Source organism: Paracoccus amoyensis (genome assembly GCF_014490725.1).
GTDB lineage: Bacteria > Pseudomonadota > Alphaproteobacteria > Rhodobacterales > Rhodobacteraceae > Paracoccus > Paracoccus amoyensis.
Genome location: NZ_JACOQL010000004.1, coordinates 122692 through 141258 on the forward strand (window position 1 = coordinate 122692; position 18567 = coordinate 141258).

General features: G+C 59.6%; 13 protein-coding genes and 1 pseudogene. 10 read left to right on the forward strand and 4 right to left on the reverse strand.

The features are described from left to right. Nucleotides 1-33: 33 nt before the first annotated feature. The gene (locus tag H4P12_RS13130) at nucleotides 34-1893 is read right to left on the reverse strand and encodes an FAD-dependent monooxygenase (protein WP_187794122.1); all 1860 of its coding nucleotides are present in this window, start codon (nucleotides 1891-1893) and stop codon (nucleotides 34-36) included. A 125-nt stretch (nucleotides 1894-2018) separates the two neighbouring features. Between H4P12_RS13130 and H4P12_RS13135 the strand changes: the two genes are divergently transcribed. The 4 genes from H4P12_RS13135 to H4P12_RS13150 all read left to right on the forward strand — a co-directional run bounded on the left by H4P12_RS13135 (nucleotide 2019) and on the right by H4P12_RS13150 (nucleotide 5835). After that, nucleotides 2019-2432 (forward strand): MarR family winged helix-turn-helix transcriptional regulator, encoded by a 414-nt coding sequence (locus tag H4P12_RS13135; RefSeq protein ID WP_187794123.1) that lies wholly within the window; start codon nucleotides 2019-2021, stop codon nucleotides 2430-2432. Nucleotides 2433-2577: 145 nt separating this feature from the next. Continuing rightward, nucleotides 2578-2976 (forward strand): (R)-mandelonitrile lyase, encoded by a 399-nt coding sequence (locus H4P12_RS13140; RefSeq protein WP_187794124.1) that lies wholly within the window; start codon nucleotides 2578-2580, stop codon nucleotides 2974-2976. Nucleotides 2977-3012: 36 nt separating this feature from the next. Continuing rightward, nucleotides 3013-4029, forward strand: a complete 1017-nt coding sequence (locus H4P12_RS13145; protein WP_187794125.1) for a zinc-dependent alcohol dehydrogenase family protein — start codon at nucleotides 3013-3015, stop codon at nucleotides 4027-4029. A gap of 207 nt (nucleotides 4030-4236) precedes the next feature. Next, a complete protein-coding gene (locus H4P12_RS13150) occupies nucleotides 4237-5835 on the forward strand; it encodes a gamma-glutamyltransferase family protein (protein WP_187794126.1) in 1599 nt (532 codons plus the stop codon). A gap of 3 nt (nucleotides 5836-5838) precedes the next feature. Here H4P12_RS13150 and hchA read toward each other — a convergent pair whose 3' ends face one another. Then, nucleotides 5839-6708 (reverse strand): glyoxalase III HchA, encoded by an 870-nt coding sequence (gene hchA / locus H4P12_RS13155; protein ID WP_187794127.1) that lies wholly within the window; start codon nucleotides 6706-6708, stop codon nucleotides 5839-5841. 201 nt (nucleotides 6709-6909) lie between these two features. Between hchA and H4P12_RS13160 the strand changes: the two genes are divergently transcribed. Together H4P12_RS13160 and H4P12_RS13165 are read left to right on the forward strand one after the other, a co-directional pair. Continuing rightward, nucleotides 6910-7683, forward strand: a complete 774-nt coding sequence (locus H4P12_RS13160) for an SDR family oxidoreductase (RefSeq protein ID WP_187794129.1) — start codon at nucleotides 6910-6912, stop codon at nucleotides 7681-7683. Continuing rightward, nucleotides 7680-7973, forward strand: a complete 294-nt coding sequence (locus H4P12_RS13165; protein ID WP_187794130.1) for a putative quinol monooxygenase — start codon at nucleotides 7680-7682, stop codon at nucleotides 7971-7973. Before H4P12_RS13160 ends, H4P12_RS13165 begins: the two co-directional genes overlap by 4 nt. Nucleotides 7974-8028: 55 nt before the next feature. On the opposite strand, the pseudogene H4P12_RS13170 reads toward H4P12_RS13165, so the two are convergent. Both H4P12_RS13170 and H4P12_RS13175 read right to left on the reverse strand, forming a co-directional pair. Continuing rightward, nucleotides 8029-10088, reverse strand: a pseudogene (locus H4P12_RS13170) (TRAP transporter permease). An 83-nt stretch (nucleotides 10089-10171) separates the two neighbouring features. After that, nucleotides 10172-11173, reverse strand: coding sequence for a TAXI family TRAP transporter solute-binding subunit (locus tag H4P12_RS13175; RefSeq protein WP_187794132.1), 1002 nt, complete (start codon nucleotides 11171-11173; stop codon nucleotides 10172-10174). Nucleotides 11174-11373: 200 nt separating this feature from the next. Between H4P12_RS13175 and tpa the strand changes: the two genes are divergently transcribed. The 4 genes from tpa to H4P12_RS13195 all read left to right on the forward strand — a co-directional run bounded on the left by tpa (nucleotide 11374) and on the right by H4P12_RS13195 (nucleotide 18564). Beyond that, nucleotides 11374-12753 (forward strand): hypotaurine--pyruvate aminotransferase Tpa, encoded by a 1380-nt coding sequence (tpa, locus tag H4P12_RS13180; protein WP_187794134.1) that lies wholly within the window; start codon nucleotides 11374-11376, stop codon nucleotides 12751-12753. Between the two features lie 106 nt (nucleotides 12754-12859). After that, complete coding sequence (gene pdxR / locus H4P12_RS13185) at nucleotides 12860-14329, forward strand: MocR-like pyridoxine biosynthesis transcription factor PdxR (protein WP_187794136.1); 1470 nt, start codon at nucleotides 12860-12862, stop codon at nucleotides 14327-14329. A 395-nt stretch (nucleotides 14330-14724) separates the two neighbouring features. Beyond that, entirely contained in the window at nucleotides 14725-18066 is a 3342-nt protein-coding gene (locus H4P12_RS13190; protein WP_187794138.1) for a M10 family metallopeptidase C-terminal domain-containing protein, read from the forward strand. Between the two features lie 90 nt (nucleotides 18067-18156). Next, a complete protein-coding gene (locus H4P12_RS13195; RefSeq protein ID WP_187794139.1) occupies nucleotides 18157-18564 on the forward strand; it encodes a hypothetical protein in 408 nt (135 codons plus the stop codon). Nucleotides 18565-18567: the final 3 nt, after the last annotated feature.

Consider the following 18567-nt stretch of genomic DNA (forward strand, 5'->3'; position numbering starts at 1 on the left):
CCCGATCCGTCTGTCCGCACATTTGACAGCCGGTCAGGCTGGCTGCATGAAACCGGCAAGAAAACTTTCCAGTTCGGCAGCGGCGTCCAATGGCAGAACCTGCGCGATATATTGATCGGGACGCAGGATCAGCAATGCGCCTTGGTTGCGGTCAATCCCACGCAGATCAAAGATATCGGGACCGTTGAGCGCGGGGCAGAATGCCTTTTCGTAGTCAATCAGCCCATAGCGGCCTTTTCGTGGCAACAATGCCTTGGGCAGATCGTTGACATTCATTGCGCGATGGCTGGGCTGAAATACGGCGCGCAGGTCTATCACACTGTCAGGGTCTGCCTTTGCGGGCGTATATCGGTGAATCGCTGCCTCCAAATGCTGACATAACGTCGCGATAGGACCGTTGGGTTGCCCTGTATCGCCTGCTGGCGCAAAGGCGATCGCCCGCCAGCGGCCATCGGCTTTGAAGTTATGGGCCAACTCCATGGGCCGCGCGTCGCCCAGCCGTATGACCGGGGCAGAGTGGAAGCGCTTGCCAACGATCAGCCCCGTCGCCAGATGCTGAAATCTATCATCCCCGGTAATCAACGAAGGGTCATAGCGCGTTTCAACCCCCGCCGTATAACGGCCATGCTTTTTGAAATAGCTTTGAAACTGTGCAGCTTGCGCATGGTTCTTTGGTTTGGCGCTGAACAGTCGCGCCATGTCGCGGTCAAAGTCGATCAGTTCCTTGGCCTTGGCGCGGCGTTCGGCGGAATAGGTGTCCAGCAAACTGGGCACAGCCTGCCCCCGCAACACGGCTGCCAGTTTCCAGCCAAGATTGAAGGTATCGGCCATCGACACATTCATGCCCTGACCCGCCTTCGGGCTATGCGTATGGCAGGCATCGCCCGCGATGAAGATACGGGGTATTCGCAACCCACGTTCGTTTTCAGGGACGTCGTCGAACCCGTCGCAGACACGCTGGCCGATTTCGTAGGCCGACCACCAGGCAACCTCTTTCACGTCAAGGCTGTAAGGATCAAGAATTGCCCGCGCCTTCTCGATCAGCATATCGGCGGTCACATTGCGGTCGGCGGCGCGTTCATCGCCCTGCAGTTCCGCCAGTTCGATATACATGCGAACCATATAGCCGCCTTCGCGCGGAATGATCAGGATGCTGCCTTGATCCGCAGACTGGATCGCCGCTTTCAGGCGAATATCGGGAAAGTCCGTTACCGCCAGCACGTCCATGACGCCCCATAACTGACGCGCGGCTTCGCCTTTCAGGTCATGGCCCATCGACTTGCGCACGGTGCTGCGGGCACCATCACACCCGACGACATGTCGGGCGCGAATGGTTTCGGTCCCGCCATCATCAAGGCATCTGAATGTCGCAATGACCGGATGATCCGTATCGTCGGTCGTCTGCAACGAAACCAGCTCTCGGTTATAATCGGGCGTCAGGCGGCGGGCAGAGTTGCGCATGATATCCAGATAGAAATCATGGATACGCGCCTGATTCAGGATGATATGCGGCATTTCGGACAGATCATCTTCGACATCCTGAATGCGATCCGCGCGTATGAGGGAGGCATCGGTGCCGGGCCGCCAGAACGCGACCTCATTGACCCAATAGCCTTCTTTCATCACCTGATCGGCGAAACCGAACGCCGCGAACATCTCGACCGAGCGGCAGGCGATTCCATCGGCCTGACCCACCAGCAGCGGGCCGGGCTTGCGTTCGGTGATCCGGGTGGTGATGTCAGGGAACGCCGACAGTTGCGCCGCCAGCGTCAGACCGGCAGGGCCACATCCGACAATCAGAACATCGACCTTTTCCGGCTTGTGATCGGGCAGTGTGGCAGGCTGGGCAATGGCGGGATCGCCGCTGCGGAATCCGTCCAGATGATATTGCATGACACTTCCCTCCCAGATGATATGTATACATATCTTTATATGGTGGATGTGCGGGGCGTCTGTCAATATAATATGTTTACTTACTATTCGGGGGCGACGTGGCAAACGAAGATGATCTTTCAGAGATGCCGGGTCATTTGATCCGGCGGCTGAACCAGCGGTCTACCGCAGTGTTTCAGGATCGTATGAAATCAACAGGTTACGACCTGACGTCGGTTCAGTTTGCCGCGCTTGATCTGTTAAGACGCAATCCCGGCATCGATCAGGCCGGCCTGGCCAGCGCCATCGCCTATGACCGCGCCACGATTGGCGAGGTCGTCAAGCGGCTGGAACAAAAGGGGTTGGTTGAACGGACGGTCAACGAACAGGATCGTCGTGCCCGCGCGTTGCACCTGACGATGAACGGGCAGGACGTCATTGGCCGGTTGCGCCCCGTTGTGCATCATCTGCAAGCCGATATCCTGGGTAATCTGACAGACGAGGAACGTGCGCAATTCACGACCCTTGCACGCAAGGCCGTTGCGCTTGATGATGATTAAAGCCTCATTCATTCTGATTTATGAGGATTTGCGATAAGCTCAATCGAAATTCTTACACTAATCTTGCAGCGGTGCTGCTGTATCTTCACCCAGACCGGTAGAGGCCCTCTCAAGGATAGCGCTCTCCGGCCTCAGGAGAGATGTCATGAAAATTACCCGCAACGGCAGCACGGCATCCGCGAAGGGATCGGCTGATTATTTCACTGGTGTTGTCCGCATCGACGCGCCTTTCGCGACCGAGGCTCCCGCCCGTGCAAGCGGTGCGACCGTGACTTTTGAACCGGGTGCGCGGACCGCATGGCACACGCATCCGCTGGGCCAGACGCTGTTGGTGACGGCTGGCAAGGGGCGGGTCCAGCGTGACGGTGGCCCTGTCGAAAGCATCGGCCCCGGCGATATCGTCTGGTTTCCACCGGGTGAAAAGCACTGGCACGGTGCCGCGCCGGATACCGCAATGACCCATATCGCCATCGCCGAGGCCGATGAGCACGGCAAGGTCGTGCAGTGGTTGGAGCAGGTCAGCGACGCAGATTACCGCGCCTGAAGCGGTCAAAAAGAAAGCCGAAAAAGGAATTCATCCATGTATGCAACCGTTTTGCACGGCCCCGAAGATATTCGCTATGAACAGGTCGCCGACCCGACAATCCTGGCGCCGACCGATGCCATCATCCAGTTGTCTGCGACCTGCATCTGCGGATCGGACCTGTGGCCCTATCGCGGTATCGCGACCAATGATCAACCCATGCATATGGGGCACGAATATTGCGGTGTCGTGATCGAGGTGGGCCGTGAAGTTCGCAATATCAAACCGGGTCAGTTTGTCGTCGGCAGCTTCTGTCTGTCCGACAATACCTGTCCGCATTGCCAGTTTGGCTTTCAATCCTCGTGCATGCAGCGCGAGTTCATGACTGGCGCCCAGGCCCCCTATGCCCGTGTTCCGCTGGCCGATGGCACGCTGGTTGCCACCACTGAAATGCCCGATACCATAATGGTTCAGCATATGTTGGCGGTGTCGGATGTGCTGGGGACCGGCTGGTATGGCGCGGTGGCCGCCGGTGTCCGCGAAGGCGGAACGGTTGTTGTCGTCGGGGATGGGGCCGTGGGGCTGATGGCCGTGATGGCCGCGCAGCAATTGGGCGCAGAGCGGATCATCGCGATGAGCCGCCACGAAAGCCGTCAAAAGCTGGCCCGTGAATTCGGCGCAACCGACATTGTTCAGGAACGCGGCGAAGACGGGATCGCCCGGATCATGGATCTGACCGATGGTATTGGCGTCGAATCCGTTGTCGAAGCGGTCGGGATGGAACAATCCATGCAACAGGCCATGGGCGCCTGCCGCCCCGGCGGCACCATCGGCTATGTCGGCGTGCCGCATGGTGTCAGTTTTGACGGGCAGCAACTTTTCTTCAAACAACAGCGGATGCTGGGCGGCCCCGCGCCGGTGCGGCGCTTCCTGCCCGATCTGATGGACCGCGTGCTGCAAGGCAGGATCCAACCCGGCAAGGTCTTTGATCTTGTCCTGCCGCTTGATCAGGTCGCCGAGGGTTACAGGGCGATGGACGAACGCCGCGCGATCAAGACGATGCTGACGGTTTAGGCCGTCGCTTTGCAACGTGAAATCTGCAAGCGGCATTCGCTTGCAGATCATCGGCTCCTCACCGTCGGAATGTGGGCGGGGTGCATTCTCCCACTCCTGTCGACATCTGTGAATCAGCCGGGCTGCCACTCTTTTGGCGACGCGGGGTGGGCATTCGGGTTCTGATAGTTATGCTGACCCCGCAGACACCAGCGGGGGATCATTCGAATGGCTTTGACTTACACGCAATCGAATGTTTCTCGTCAGGCCGTGCTGCAAAAGCCGGCGGTTGAAAGTCAGGGCGGCATCGTCGCCAGCCAGCATCGCCGTGCCTCGGAAATCGGGGTCGAGGTCCTGAACGCGGGCGGCAATGCCTATGACGCGGCTGTTGCCGTTTCCTTTGCGCTTGGCGTGTTAGAGCCGTGGATGTCGGGGCCGTTCGGCGGCGGCGCGATGATGGTCGCGCCCGCCGGGGGGCCGGTGCAGGCGCTGTATTACGGGATGCGCGCGCCCAAGCGATTGCAGATCACGGATTACCCCCTGGCGGCGGATGGTCATGCCTCGGACCTGTTTCCCTGGAAAGCGGTTGAAGGGGACCGCAATGTCCATGGTGCGCTGGCGGTTGCCGTGCCCGGAACCGCGGCGGGCATCACGGCGCTGCACGCGCGGCATGGCACGATGCCATGGGCCGAATTGCTGCAACCGGCCATTGCGGCTGCGCGGGAAGGGCTGTTGGTCGATTGGTATGCGGGCCTGATGATCGCGTCGCGGGCCGAGGTTCTGTCGCGTGATCCCGATGCCTCGACCATGTTTCTGCTGGACGGGAAATGGGCACCGATGGCGGGCTGGACGGCGCTGGCCGAAACCCGGCTGAACATGCAGCGGATGGCCGATACGCTTGGGCATCTGGCGGTGGCGGGCGGCGATGATTTCTATCGCGGTGATCTGGCGCGGATGCTGGTCAGTGACTTGCAAGCCAAGGGCAGCCGGATCGCGCTGGACGATCTGGAAAGCTATCAGGCTCAGTGGCAAGATCCGCTTGCGATTGGCCATCGCGGGGCCACGATCTTTGCCACGCCTTTTCTGACGGCCGGTCCGACGCTGGCAAGGATGCTGGCGCATTTGTCGGCGCATGACATGCCGCCAGAAGCGGGTGCGCCGCGCGGATCGGACTATATCGGCTGGGCGCAGGCGTTGCAGTCGGCCTATCTGGATCGTCTGGCGAACGACGGCGATCCCGAACCGGGAAATGAGCATCCGCAAGCCCCGTCATGCACCACGCATTTCGCCATTGTGGATCGGGCGGGCAATATGCTGTCGATGACGCAGACCCTGCTGTCGGCCTTTGGCGCCGCAGTTGTGTCGCCCTCGACCGGGCTGATGATGAATAACGGCATCATGTGGTTTGACCCGGAACCGGGGCGGCCCAATTCCATCGGGCCGGGAAAGCGCTGTCTGATGAATATCTGTCCGATTATCGCGGACAAGGACGGCACGCGGGCGGCGATCGGGGCATCCGGTGGGCGCAAGATCCTGCCCGCCGTGGCGCAGATCGCGCTGATGGTGACAGACCACGCGCTGTCACTGAACCAGGCCATCCATACACCCCGCATCGACGTGTCCGGTGGCCCGTCGATCATGGCAGATGCGCTGCTGCCCTATGAGGTGTTGCAGGCGCTTGGCGAACGGTTCGACACGGTCGTCGTGCCACGATCTTTCTCCCCGCTGGCCTATGCCTGCCCGATTGCAGTCAGCCGCCGGGCAGGGATGAATACAGGCGCGTGCGAGGTGATGATGCCTTGGGCCGACGCGGTGGCCCAAGGCTGACTGTCAGGCGACCGCCTCTAACAGGGTTTTCGCGGCAAGTTTGCCAAGGTTGTTCGACGCCAGCGGGCTGTCCCCGGTCAACAGCTTGCGGTCGCGATGAACCGCGCCGGTCATGTCCTTGTTCAGGACATTGACGCCCAGAGCGCGCAGCCGTTCACCGACCAGCCAGGGCAAGGCACCGGGCATATAGCCGATGTCGATATTCGCCCCCTTATCCAACGCATCTGGAAAGACGCAAACCTCATACCCCTTGAACGGATAATCCGCGGGATCGACATCCTTGGCCGCCGCCAGCAGGCAAGCGGGGCCGTGGCAAAGCGTGATGATGAAACGATCATTGTCCAAGGCCCAGTTCAGGGCCGTCTTGACGCCGTCACTTTCAGGAATGCCCACCAGCGCGCCATGCCCGCCGGGAATGAACACGCCAAGATAGGGCGAATCCTCGGCCAGCAGTTCGGGCAGGACATCCGACAGCTTGTTGGGCTGCTTGATCTGATCCAGATATTTTTCGTAAGTGCCCATCACCGCCTGATCTTCTTTTGGCAATGCCCAGTTTTCGAATTTGACCGGATTGCCGGAACGGGTGGCAACCTCGATTTCGAAGCCTGCCGCGTCGATATGATGCATCGGCAGCAGCATTTCGACCGGGTGGTTCCCCGATGAGAAGAACTTTCCATTGGTCATCAGCACATAGCGTTCGTCCGAGGCGATCACCAGAATCTTCCACTTGCCGCCGGTATAGGGCTTGTCGAAATCCAGACCTGCGAAATCCGTCTTGGATGAGGTATATTGACCAAGCGAATAGGGGGACGGGAAGAAGGCGTTCTCTTCTGCGGGGTCTGTTGTGGGTTCGCGGCTAAGATCTTGTGTCATATTGTCCAGCTTTCATCCCTTTTATGTGGCGACCGTTGACCCAGGGCCGGCATCAACGGAAGCTTGTGGATCGAATGCATTCGTGGAATGCCACGAAAATGTGTGCGCAAATTACAGACGCGCGACGACTGCAAATGGTTCCATGATTGCACATGCGGTTCGTCGCTGGTCGATTTGGATATAAGCGTGGAGGAGTTGATGATGGCAAAACGTATTCTGATTACCGGCGCAGGTTCCGGCTTTGGCAGGGGCGTCGCACTTGGGCTGGCGCAAAAGGGCCATCATGTCATCGCGGCCTGCGAAATTTGGCCACAGGTGACAGAGTTGCGACAGGTGGCAAAGGATGCAGGCGTCGATCTGCGCGTGATCAAGCTGGACGTGCGCAATGAGATTGACCGAAACCATGCTTTCGAAAACGAAATCGACGTGCTGTTCAACAATGCGGGCATCATGGAAAGCGGCCCGGCGCTGGAACTGCCCATGCAGATCGTGCGGGATGTTTTTGAAACGAACGTCTTTGCCGCGCTGGCGATGGCACAAGGGTTCGGCAAACAGATGGTGCGGCGCGGCAGTGGCAAGATCGTCTGGACCTCATCCGTCGCGGGGCTGGTCAAGGTGCCATGGGATTCCGCCTATGCCGCGTCCAAGCACGCGGTCGAGGCGTTTTGTTCGGCCCTGCGCGAAGAGCTGGCGCCCTATGGCGTCAAGGTTGCTACCGTCAATCCGGGGGCCTTCCGCACCGGGTTCAACGACACCGGCATGGAAGCGCAGGATCAGTGGTGGGGGCAGGGCGAACGGGTCATGGAACATTGGCCGGTGCGTGAACTGAACCGTCAACATGATCCGCAAGAGATGATCGACGCCATGATTGACGTGATCGAAGCGGACGAACACCCTTATCGCACGATCCGCCCCGCCGTGGCCGAAGACATGGCCCGGCGCGAACAGCAGGAAGAATGGGAGCGCAAGGTATGACCCGGCTGCATGTCACGTCACGCTTTCGGATCAGATCGGGCATGACGGATCAGGCGATGCCGATCCTTGCCGAACTGGTCGCCCATTCGCAGAAAGAGGCCGGTTGTATCGACTATGGCTATTTCCGTCAGGCCGATGATCCGCATGCCTTCACCTCGATCGAGGTTTGGGCAAGTGCGAAGGATGAAACGACCCATAACAATACGCCATTTCTGTCGGATGCGGTGCGGCGGTTAATGCCATTTCTGGACGGCAGGCCGCAGGTGACACGCTATCATCAGATTGCGTGACTGAAAGCAGGGTCAATTCAGGGCGCGGCCGGGAAACCAGCCGCGCCCGTTGGTATCAATTCGCAGGCACTGACTTTCTATCCAGGAAATGCTGCTTTGCCGCGACCCCCACAAGGATTATCAGACCGATGGCGGTCGAGATGGGTTCCGGCGCGATCAGCAGGAAGGCCGCGATGGCCAGGATGATCCGCTCGAACACGTTCAACGGGGCCAGCAGCCAGTTGGTCAGCGCCGCCGACAGCGACAGGATGCCCAGGATCGCGCCTGAGAAGGCAAGCGCGAAGGATGTCCAGGTAAAGCCCTCGGTCACCAGCAGAAGCGAGGGCGAGAAGACGAAGACAAAGGGCACCAGCGCCTTGCCCATCGACAACCGAACGCGGTATTGCCCGCCTTGAAGCCGTTGGCCCCCGCGATCCCCGCCGCCGCATAGGCGGCCATCGCCACGGGTGGTGTCACATCCGCAATCACGCCGTAATAGAAGACGAAGAAATGCGCGACCAGCGGCTCCACATTCATCATCGCCAGAACCGGCGCGGCAACTGCGGCCATGATCAGGTAGTTCGCCGTGGTCGGGATGCCGCACCCCATCAGGATGCAGACGACGGCGGTAATGATCAGCGTGAACAGCAAGGTCAGAGTTGCGGTGGTCATCACCTCGAACGGCAGGAACGACAGGAAGGCAAAGGTGCCTTCGGCCATGTTCTGCGCCAGTGACGTCACCATGAAGGCGATCTTGAAGCCAACGCCGGTCAGGGTCACCACCCCGATGATGACACCCACCAGCGCCGCGGCTGCGGTGATCGACAGGGATTGGCGCGCACCCGCGACAAAGCTTTCAAAGATGCCAGCGGCGGTTTCCTTGATCCCGTCGACCACGCCTTTGGCGGTAACGCATTGGATCAGGTAGACGACCATGCAGGCAAGGATGCCGCAGAAGGCCGACAGAAACGGGGTGCGGCCCGACATCAGCATATAGACCAGCAGCAGCAGCGGCAGAACCGACAGCCAGCCCTTTTTCAGAACGGCAATGGCGTTTGGCAGTTCCTCTTTCCGCAGGCCACGGATGCCAAGGCGTTTCGCCTCGAGGTGAACCTGAACCAACACGCCGAAGAAGTGCATGAAGGCCGGGACGATGGCGGCGATCAGAATGGTGCGCAGCGGGATGCCCAGCGATTCCACCATCAGGAATGCAACGGCGCCCATGACGGGTGGGGTGATCTGCCCCCCAGTCGATGCCGCAGCCTCGACCGCGGCGGCGAAGTGTCGGCGGAAGCCGATCTTGATCATCGCGGGAATGGTCAGCGCGCCCGTCGTCACCGTATTGGCGATGGACGAACCAGAGATTGACCCCATCAACGCCGAAGACAGCACTGACACCTTGGCAGGACCGCCAGAATAGCGCCCGGTCAACGCGGTCGCCAGGTCGATGAACAGCGGCCCAAGGCCGATGCGCTGTGCCATTACACCAAACAGCACGAAGTGGAACACATAGGTCGCGATAACGCCCAATGCGACGCCATAGATACCCTGCGAGGTCAGATACAGATGGTTGACGATGTTTGACCAATCCGCGCCCGGATGGACGAAAATCCCCGGCATCTGCTGCCCGAAATAGGCATAGGCCATGAACAGGATTGCGATAAGCGGCAGCGGCCACCCCATTGAGCGGCGAACGGCTTCCAGAAGCACGACCAGCAGGATCGTTCCCATCGTGACATCGGTAACGGTCGGATTGCCGACGCGGAACGCCAGCTGGTCATAGATCCACGGCACATACATGGATGCGATGGCGGCGGCGAAAGCCATGATCCAATCTGCGATGGGCACGCCCAGAAATGTCAGCGGCCCCCTGACCACGCCGCGATTGGAAAAGGCCGAGAAGGTGAGGAACAGCACGAACAGCGACACGCCAAGGTGAATCCCGCGATGCGTCGTGGCGCGCGGGATGCCGAAGCCGGCCGTATAGAAATGATAGGCCGACAGCAGGAACAGAATGACCGCTGTCAGAATGGTCACGGGGCGCGTCAGCGTGCGATATCGTGCTTCGGGATCATATTCTTCTTCAATCGCACGCAGTTCGGCCTCGGAAAGTTGGCGCGTGGAGTCTTCGGTCATGCCGGGTCCCTTGCTGAGTAGTTTTTATTCGTTGTTATTGAAACGCGGCCCCGGTGTGGGGCCGCATTCATTGGGTGCTGTCGTTACTTGATGGCGCCGACTTCGCGGTAATATTTCTCGGCACCCGGATGGAAGGGGATGCCCGCACCCTGGGTCGCGCTGTCCAGCGTGATCAGCTTGCCCTTGGCGTGGCCTGCGGCGAACAGTTTCTGAGTGTTTTCGTTATACAGCGCCTTGGTGATCTCATAGACCAGTTCTTCCGGCTGGTCGCTGCTGGTGACGAACTGCGCGCCCACCGAGATCGTCGGAACTTCCCCTTCCTGACCTTCATACGTGGCGGCCGGGAAGCTGTCGGCGGCAAAGAAGCTGTATTCCTCCAGCAGTTTGTTGGCTTCATCCCCCGTAATCGGGATCAGCTTGACGTCATGCTGGCTGGCCAGTTCTGCAATCGCGCCGGCCGGATAGCCACCCACGAAGAAAAAGGCGTCCATGGCGCCGTCGCGCATCCGGTCAGCTGCCTGATCGGGTTTCAGATATTCGGCCGAGATATCGCCTTCCGACAGGCCATACGCGTCCAGGATCAGCTTGGCGTCGACCAAGGTGCCCGAACCCGGTTCGTCCAGAGAAACCCTTTTGCCCTTCAGATCGGCAACCGACTCGATGCCCGCATCCGCGCGGGCAACCAGATGGATGCTTTCGGGATAAAGGTTCGAGATCAGGCGCAGCTTTTCAACAGCGGGTTGTTCTTCCCATAGGCCGGTGCCGGTTTGCGCCCAGTAGGCCACGTCGGACTGGGTAAAGCCCGCTTCCATCTGGCCGCCATTGATCGCATTGATATTGCCGACCGACCCGTTCGAGGCGACAGCCGTCGCCACCAGACCCGGAACGCCGCACGAACCGCCATCATCACAGGCGCGCGATCCCGGCGGGTTCGAGATCGCGTTCGCGATCAGGCCGCCGATCGGGTAATAGGTGCCGGCCGTGCCGCCGGTTCCGATGCGAAAGAACGCCATTTCTTGTGCGGCCGCGCCTTGGGCGAAAATGCCGATAGCTGCCGCTATTCCAAGGATGAAGCGTTTGTTCATTGTAACTCTCCTGTTGGTTCTTCCCTTTGGTTATCACGGAAATATCACTCGCGGGAAGTCAGTGCCGAATCTTTGGCCTGTATCTTTGACCTGTCACGGGTTGTACGGTCTGGACTCATGGGTCGGTCGCGTTTGGCCCTATACAATCGAAACCAACCGGCGCAACCTAGGGAAAACTCATATCCGATGGACCCATCATCATGACTCTGGATCTGCAAACCAACGACCTCTCCCAGGTGATCGAGGCTGACCGCGCCCATGTCTGGCACCACCTGAGCCAGCACAAGGCCTATGAAAGCATCGATCCGCGCGTTTTTGTGGAAGGCAAGGGGATGCGCCTGTGGGACGCCACGGGCAAAGAATTCCTGGACGGCGTGTCGGGCGGCGTCTGGACGGTCAATGTGGGTTATGGCCGCGAAAGCATTGCCAATGCAGTGCGTGATCAGTTGATCAAGCTGAACTATTATGCCGGTGCGGCGGGCACGGTGCCGGGGGCGCTGTTCGCCCAGCGTCTGATCGAAAAGATGCCGGGGCTAAGCCGCGTCTACTATTCAAACTCGGGGTCCGAGGCGAACGAGAAGGCCTACAAGATGGTGCGTCAGATTTCGCACCACAAATATGGCGGCAAGAAGTGGAAGATCCTGTATCGCGACCGTGATTACCACGGCACAACGCTGGGCACGCTGGCCACCAGTGGGCAGGATCAGCGGGCGATGCAATACGGCCCCTATCCCGATGGTTTCGTGCGGGTGCCGCACTGTCTGGAATATCACAAACAGTGGGATGTCGAAAACTACGGTGAACGCGCGGCCGACGCGATCGAAGAGGTGATCCTGCGCGAAGGCCCCGACACCGTTGGCGCCATCGTGCTTGAGCCGGTGACGGCTGGTGGCGGCGTGATCACGCCCCCCGAAGGCTATTGGCAGCGTGTTCAGGAAATCTGCCGCAGATACGACATTCTGCTGCATATCGACGAAGTGGTCTGCGGGCTGGGCCGCACCGGCACGTGGTTCGGCTATCAGCAATACGGGATCGAGCCGGATTTCGTGACCATGGCCAAGGGGGTCGCTTCGGGCTATGCGGCGATTTCCTGCACGGTCACGACGGAACGCGTGTTCGACATGTTCAAGGACAGCCCCGACGACACGCTGAGCTATTTCCGCGACATCTCGACCTTTGGCGGCTGCACGGCGGGACCGGTTGCGGCGCTGGAAAACATGCGGATCATCGAGGATGAGGGCCTGCTGGAAAACACCATCGCCATGGGCAACCGGCTGATGGACAACCTGACCACGCTGATGGACAAGCATGCCGTTATTGGCGACGTGCGCGGCAAGGGCCTGTTCTGCGGCGCCGAACTGGTGCAGGATCGTGCCACCAAAGAGCCTATGGACGAAAAACGCGTGCAGGCCGTCGTGGCCGACTGTCTGGCGCAGGGCGTCATCATCGGTGCGACCAACCGGTCCATTCCCGGCTTCAACAACACGCTGTGCCTGTCGCCCGCGCTGATCGCGGGGCCGGACGATATCGACGCGCTGACCACAGCCATCGACAATGCGCTGAGCAAGGTTTTTGCCTGATCCCTGTCGGGTGGTTTTGACATTGCCGCCTGATCAACTGGCGCGACGGGCTTGAATTCGTCGCGCCCATTTTGTCTTGATCAAGGGCATCAGCCGAAAGCCCGCCATGCCCATCCCCCCCGAATCCTTCCTTCTTGACCGCAGCTCACCGTTGCCACTGCAACTGCAACTGCGTCGGCAGATCATCGGCGGCGTGCTGGAGGGGCGTTTCCGGCCAGGAGAAAAGCTGCCCTCGACGCGCAGTCTGGCGCAGCAACTGGGCGTGGCAAGGGTCACGGTCACGCAGGCCTTCGCCGAACTGGTGGCGACGGATTATGTGTGCGCGAAGGATCGGGCGGGGTATTTCATCTCGGATTCCATCGACCTTGCGCTGGATGTGGGCGATCCCGCGCCAAAGGCCGCGGCGTTCAGTTGGGGCGAACATCTTGACGGCCGCTATGCTCGGGCGCAGCGCAGTGACAGGGTGGCCGATTGGCGGCGCTATGATTTCCCCTTCGTCTATGGTCAGGCCGATCCGCAGCTTGTCGATCTGGCGGCGTGGCGGGATTGCGCCGTGCGCGCCCTTGGACGCCGAGAGTTCGCGCCCATGACCGGCGATCTGTATGGCGAGGATGATCCCGAACTGATTGATTACATCGCCCGCCATATCCTGCCGCGCCGAGGTATCCGCGCCCGCCCGGACGAAATCCTGCTGACCCTTGGTGCACAGAATGCGCTTTGGCTGATCGCGGAAATCCTGTTGGGGCAGGGTGGTGAATGCGCCATCGAAGACCCCTGCTATCCGGGCCTGCGCGAAATTCTGTCGCATACGCGTGCCACCGTGCGCCCGGTTTCGGTCGATCCCTATGGCTTGCCGCCACAGCATCTGCCCGCGGGACTGAAAGCGGTCTTTACCACCGCCAGCCATCAATGCCCGACCAATTCGACCATGCCGGTCCAGCGCCGTCGGCAGCTGCTGCGAATTGCGCAGGAACGGGGCTTTGCCGTGATCGAGGATGATTATGAATTCGAGATGTCGTTCTCGGGTTCTGCCTCGCCCGCGTTAAAGGCGATGGATCGTGCGGGGGCGGTCATCTATATCGGCTCATTCTCGAAATCGGTGTTTCCGGGGCTGCGGCTGGGCTATGTCGTCGCCGACGCACGTGTCGTTCAAGAGGCGCGGGCTTTGCGCGGTCTGGTCCTGCGGCATCCGCCGGGTGTGTTGCAGCGGACCTTGGCGAATTTCATGTCGCTGGGCCATTACGACGCACAGTTGAACCGGATGCGAGGGGCCTATGCCGACAGGCGGACGATCATGTCAGCCGCCATTGACAGCCATGGATTGTGCCGGACCGAAGGCGGGCAGGCCGGGGGATCCTGCTTCTGGCTTGCAACACCTTATGGCGTGGACAGTGCGCGTTTGGGGCAGGTGCTGCGTGACCGGCAGGTGCTGATCGAACCGGGCCCGCCCTTTTTTTCGGATCGTGCGAAGGGGGGCGGGTTCTATCGGCTGGCCTATTCCTCGATCCCGGCGGATCGGATTGTGGAAGGGATCGGCCGAATTGCGCGGGCGATTGATGAGATCGTGCGGTCCTAGAGCCCGGTCGCGTGCATTGGGCTGCCGCAGTGCTTTTCCCGATGGGAATGCAGCTTTTGGTTGAATTGAGAATCGGGATGGCGGGCTTGATCGTGCGACGGACTGTTAGCGTCAGACATGGATATGCAGGCAGGAAAACAGAGCGGTTTATTTGATCGCACTTATCGGCCAGTTTTCGCTTATGAATTTTGAATACTTTATAGTGGTATGATTTTGTTAGATTAAAATTGAAAAATTATGACTATCAAACCCATGGACACATAAAAATCATCGCACCATTATCAACCTAGGTGGCAATTTTCCAAACCAGAGAAAGTGCAGTCGGTGCGTGATCACCGACCGAAAAATTGTGCAATCTTGGCCGCCTATGGTTGCTAAACAGGGAGTTCCAGAACATGCCGTCCCCGAACCAGACGACCGAAGAATGGTGGGTCAATGATCAGACACCGGATAACCCCTATGGCAAAAGCGAAGACTATGAAGCCTTCCTTGATTATCTTGGCGCGCTGAACCGCAGCCTGACGCCAGAAATCGCGCAAGAGCCGCTGCGCATCAACGTGACCGAGTTGAACGACCACCCCGATTACAAGGCCGCAGCCATTGGCGCGCTGAACATCTGGGCGACAGTCACGCCGCTGCAATTTGAAATCGTTGATGACGCGCCATTCAACCGCGAAACCGACTGGATGGAAGTCGTCAGCCCCGAAATCGGCGAAGCCAGCGACGGCAGCGCCTTTTCCAGCAACCGATATGTCAGTATCGGCCAACGCTTCCACGATACAGAGCCCAACAAGACCGATATTGGTGGCTATGTTTTTGACAGTTTCATCCACGAATTCGGCCATGAATTCGGCCTGAACCACCCCGGCCTTTACAATTACAGCGGTCCCGGTGGCGTGCAGATCAACTATCTGAACAACGCCACCTGGATCTATGACCGCCAGCAATACAGCGTCATGTCGTATTTCGACGGCATTGATGTGGGCGAAGATACACGCTGGTCGGCCTCGACCCCGTTGATGGCAGATATCGAGGCGGTGATCCGCCGCTTCTTCTCGACCGTCGATGAAAACGGTGTCCGCACCTATCAGACGATCAACCTGAATACGGGTGACAACACCTACGGCTTCAACAGCAACGTCTATGGATTCGAGCTGACCTCATCCGGGATGCAGCACGATATCGGTTTCGTGATTCACGATACCGGCGGCACGGATACGGTCGACTTTTCAGGTTCGACTGCGGGCACCATCCTTGACCTGCGCGCCGGTCAGTTTTCCAGCGTGAACGGGCACAACAATAACGTGTCGATCTTTGCGGGGCATAATGCGGATCAGACCGAATATTATGTCGAAAACGGTATCGGCAGCCGCTATGACGACGTGCTGATCGGCAATGATGGCAACAACGTTCTGGACGGCCGCGCGGGCAATGACAGCATGGCCGGCAATGGCGGCGACGATACCTATTTCGTCGATTCCGCAGATGATATCGTGCGCGAGGAAGCGGATGGCGGCAATGACACCATCATCGTTCTGACCAGCGGTCTGGACCTTGGCGATGTCGAGAATGTCGAAAATATCATCTATGCGGACGGATCGGTGGTCCAGCCCGGCGACAATGACGGTGAAGATACGACCCCCAGTGCCGGTGGCGCGCTTGGCAGCATCCTTGTCGGCACCGCTGCGGACGAGACGCTGGACGGCGGTGCAGGCGGAAATACCATCTTCGGTCTGGGTGGTGACGATCTGATCATCGGTGGCCGTGATTCGCTGGCAAGCCGCGACATCAACAACACCATCGCGATTGCCGATCTGGAAGATCAGACCGAAAGTGATGATGGCAATGATGCGCTGTATGGCGGTGCCGGTGACGACACGATCAACGGCGGCGCCGGTGACGATACGCTGGATGGCGGCGCGGGCGATGACGTGCTGCGTGGTCAGGATGGCGTCGACGTCTTCCGGGGTGGCGCAGGTGTCGACACGGTTGATTTCAGTCAGGAAAGCCCCTTCCAGTTGTTGGTCAATCTGGAAAAAAACATTGCCAGCGGCGGCACGGCGTCGGGCGATACGTTTTACAGCATCGAGAATCTGATCGGCTCGGACGACCGGATCGACCGCTTTGTCGGCACTGCGGCGGCAAACCACTTCATTGGTCAAGGCGGCGGTGACTATTTCAACGGTCGTGGCGGGGACGACATTCTGGATGGCGGCAATGACGGCGACATCCTGTATGGCGAAGGCGGCAACGATACGCTCATCGGTGGTGCTGGTCAGGACTATCTGGACGGCGGCGCCGGCATCGACATGGTGGATTACTCCGGCAGTTCGGATGCCGTCATGGTCGATCTGGCAAATGGCACGGCACGCGGTGGCGATGCCGATGGTCCGGTGCAGATCGTCGGACGCGGCACGGTTGTGCGGCATGACATCATTGCCAATGTCGAAAACGTCGTCGGTTCATTCTATGACGACCAGTTGATCGGCAACGATCAGGCCAACGAGCTTTCGGGCGGATCGGGTGCCGATACCCTGACCGGTGGCGAAGGTGCCGATACGCTGCGCGGTGGCGCTGGCAGGGACACGGCCGATTATTCGACCGCAACCAGCGGGGTTCGGCTTGATATGTCGCGCGGCACGAATGCTGGCGATACCTATATCTCGATCGAAAACCTTGCGGGGTCCGGTTTTGCCGACCGCCTGAAGGGGGATAATGCCGCGAATGTGCTGATCGGTCAGGGGGGCAGGGACACGCTGCTTGGCGCCGCCGGTGACGACACATTGCTGGGCGATTATGCACCTGCGGGTGATCCTGTGCCACGTCCCGGTCTGGGCAGCGGCTATGCCACACTGGGCGCGGATGCGACCAACAACTCTGTTGAAACGGCGTTCGATATCTCGAACAACTTCTCGCTGACCGAGGATCCCGATATCTTCGATTCAACGACGGTTCTGCATACCACGGTCAACGCGACGGGCAATGGTCAGGGCGGCTTCTACAAGGTCGATCTGGCGGCAGGCACGACGATTTCCATCGATATTGATGGAATTGCCGATCCTGATGTGCATGACAGCTGGGTGCGGTTGCTGGACAGCGACGGCAATATCGTTGCCGAGAACGATGATGGCGGCGGCGATCCCGGCTCGGCAACGAACCGCGATTCAAGCACCGTCTTTGTGGTCGAAGAAACCGGCACCTATTACATCGTCGAGGGGGCGTGGTCGCCTGATGTTCCGGGCGATGGCTGGTCAGAAGCCGTGCCGGTAGGATCGACCTACAAGTTGAACGTCTCGGTCGATTTCCCGCCAGAGCCGGTTGAACCGGGTGTCGCCGCTGCCGACAGGCTAAATGGTGGCAAGGGCAGCGATCTGTTGGATGGCGGGCTTGGTGCCGATACGCTGATCGGCGGTGCCGGAGAAGATTCGTTCCGCTTCTCGACCGAACTTGGTGGCCGCAATATCGACCGTATTCAGGACTTCAATGTTGCCGACGACCTGATCCTGCTGGCGCAGGACGTGTTCGAAGAGATCGGCGATCTTGGGGTTCTGGCCTTTGATGCATTCACCAAAAACAAGGCCGGTGTCGCCCGCGATGCAAAAGACCGCATCGTCTATGATACCGACGACGGCACTTTGTCCTATGACGCCGATGGCACGGGCGATGGTGACGCAATTGTGTTCGCACGTTTGGGCAGCAGCCTGAATTTGTCGGCCAATGACATCTTTATCATCTAAGATGATCTTGCAGGGGGCTTTCCGGCCCCCTGCTATTGCCACGCTGGCCGTCCGTGCCAGCAGCAGCGCAATAAAAGAAGGACGGAAATGATGAGCCGCTTGACAGATCGCCGTGCTATCCTGCTTGCTGCCGGCACAGCCGCATTGGTCGCCACGACGGGAACCGTTGCCGCGCAAGCCGCCGATATTCGAGGCGTTGTCGAGTTCGAGGGCGGCACGGCAATCCCCGAAGGCAAGATCGAAGTTTATCTTGACGATCCCGCCACAGGGCCGGCCACAGGTGACACGGCGCGCGGTCAGGCATCGAAAGCCCAGCTTGCCAGCGATGGCGGCATGAAGGCGGTGGAATTTTCGCTGCCAGTGGATCCGGCAGGTCAATCGTCACAACAGATCGTCGCCCAGCTTCTGCGTGAGGATGGCTGGCTTCTGGCCAGAGGAAGCGCCGAGGTAAAGGCGGGTGCGCCTGCCAAGATCACGCTTTATACCGTGATGTATTAAGGC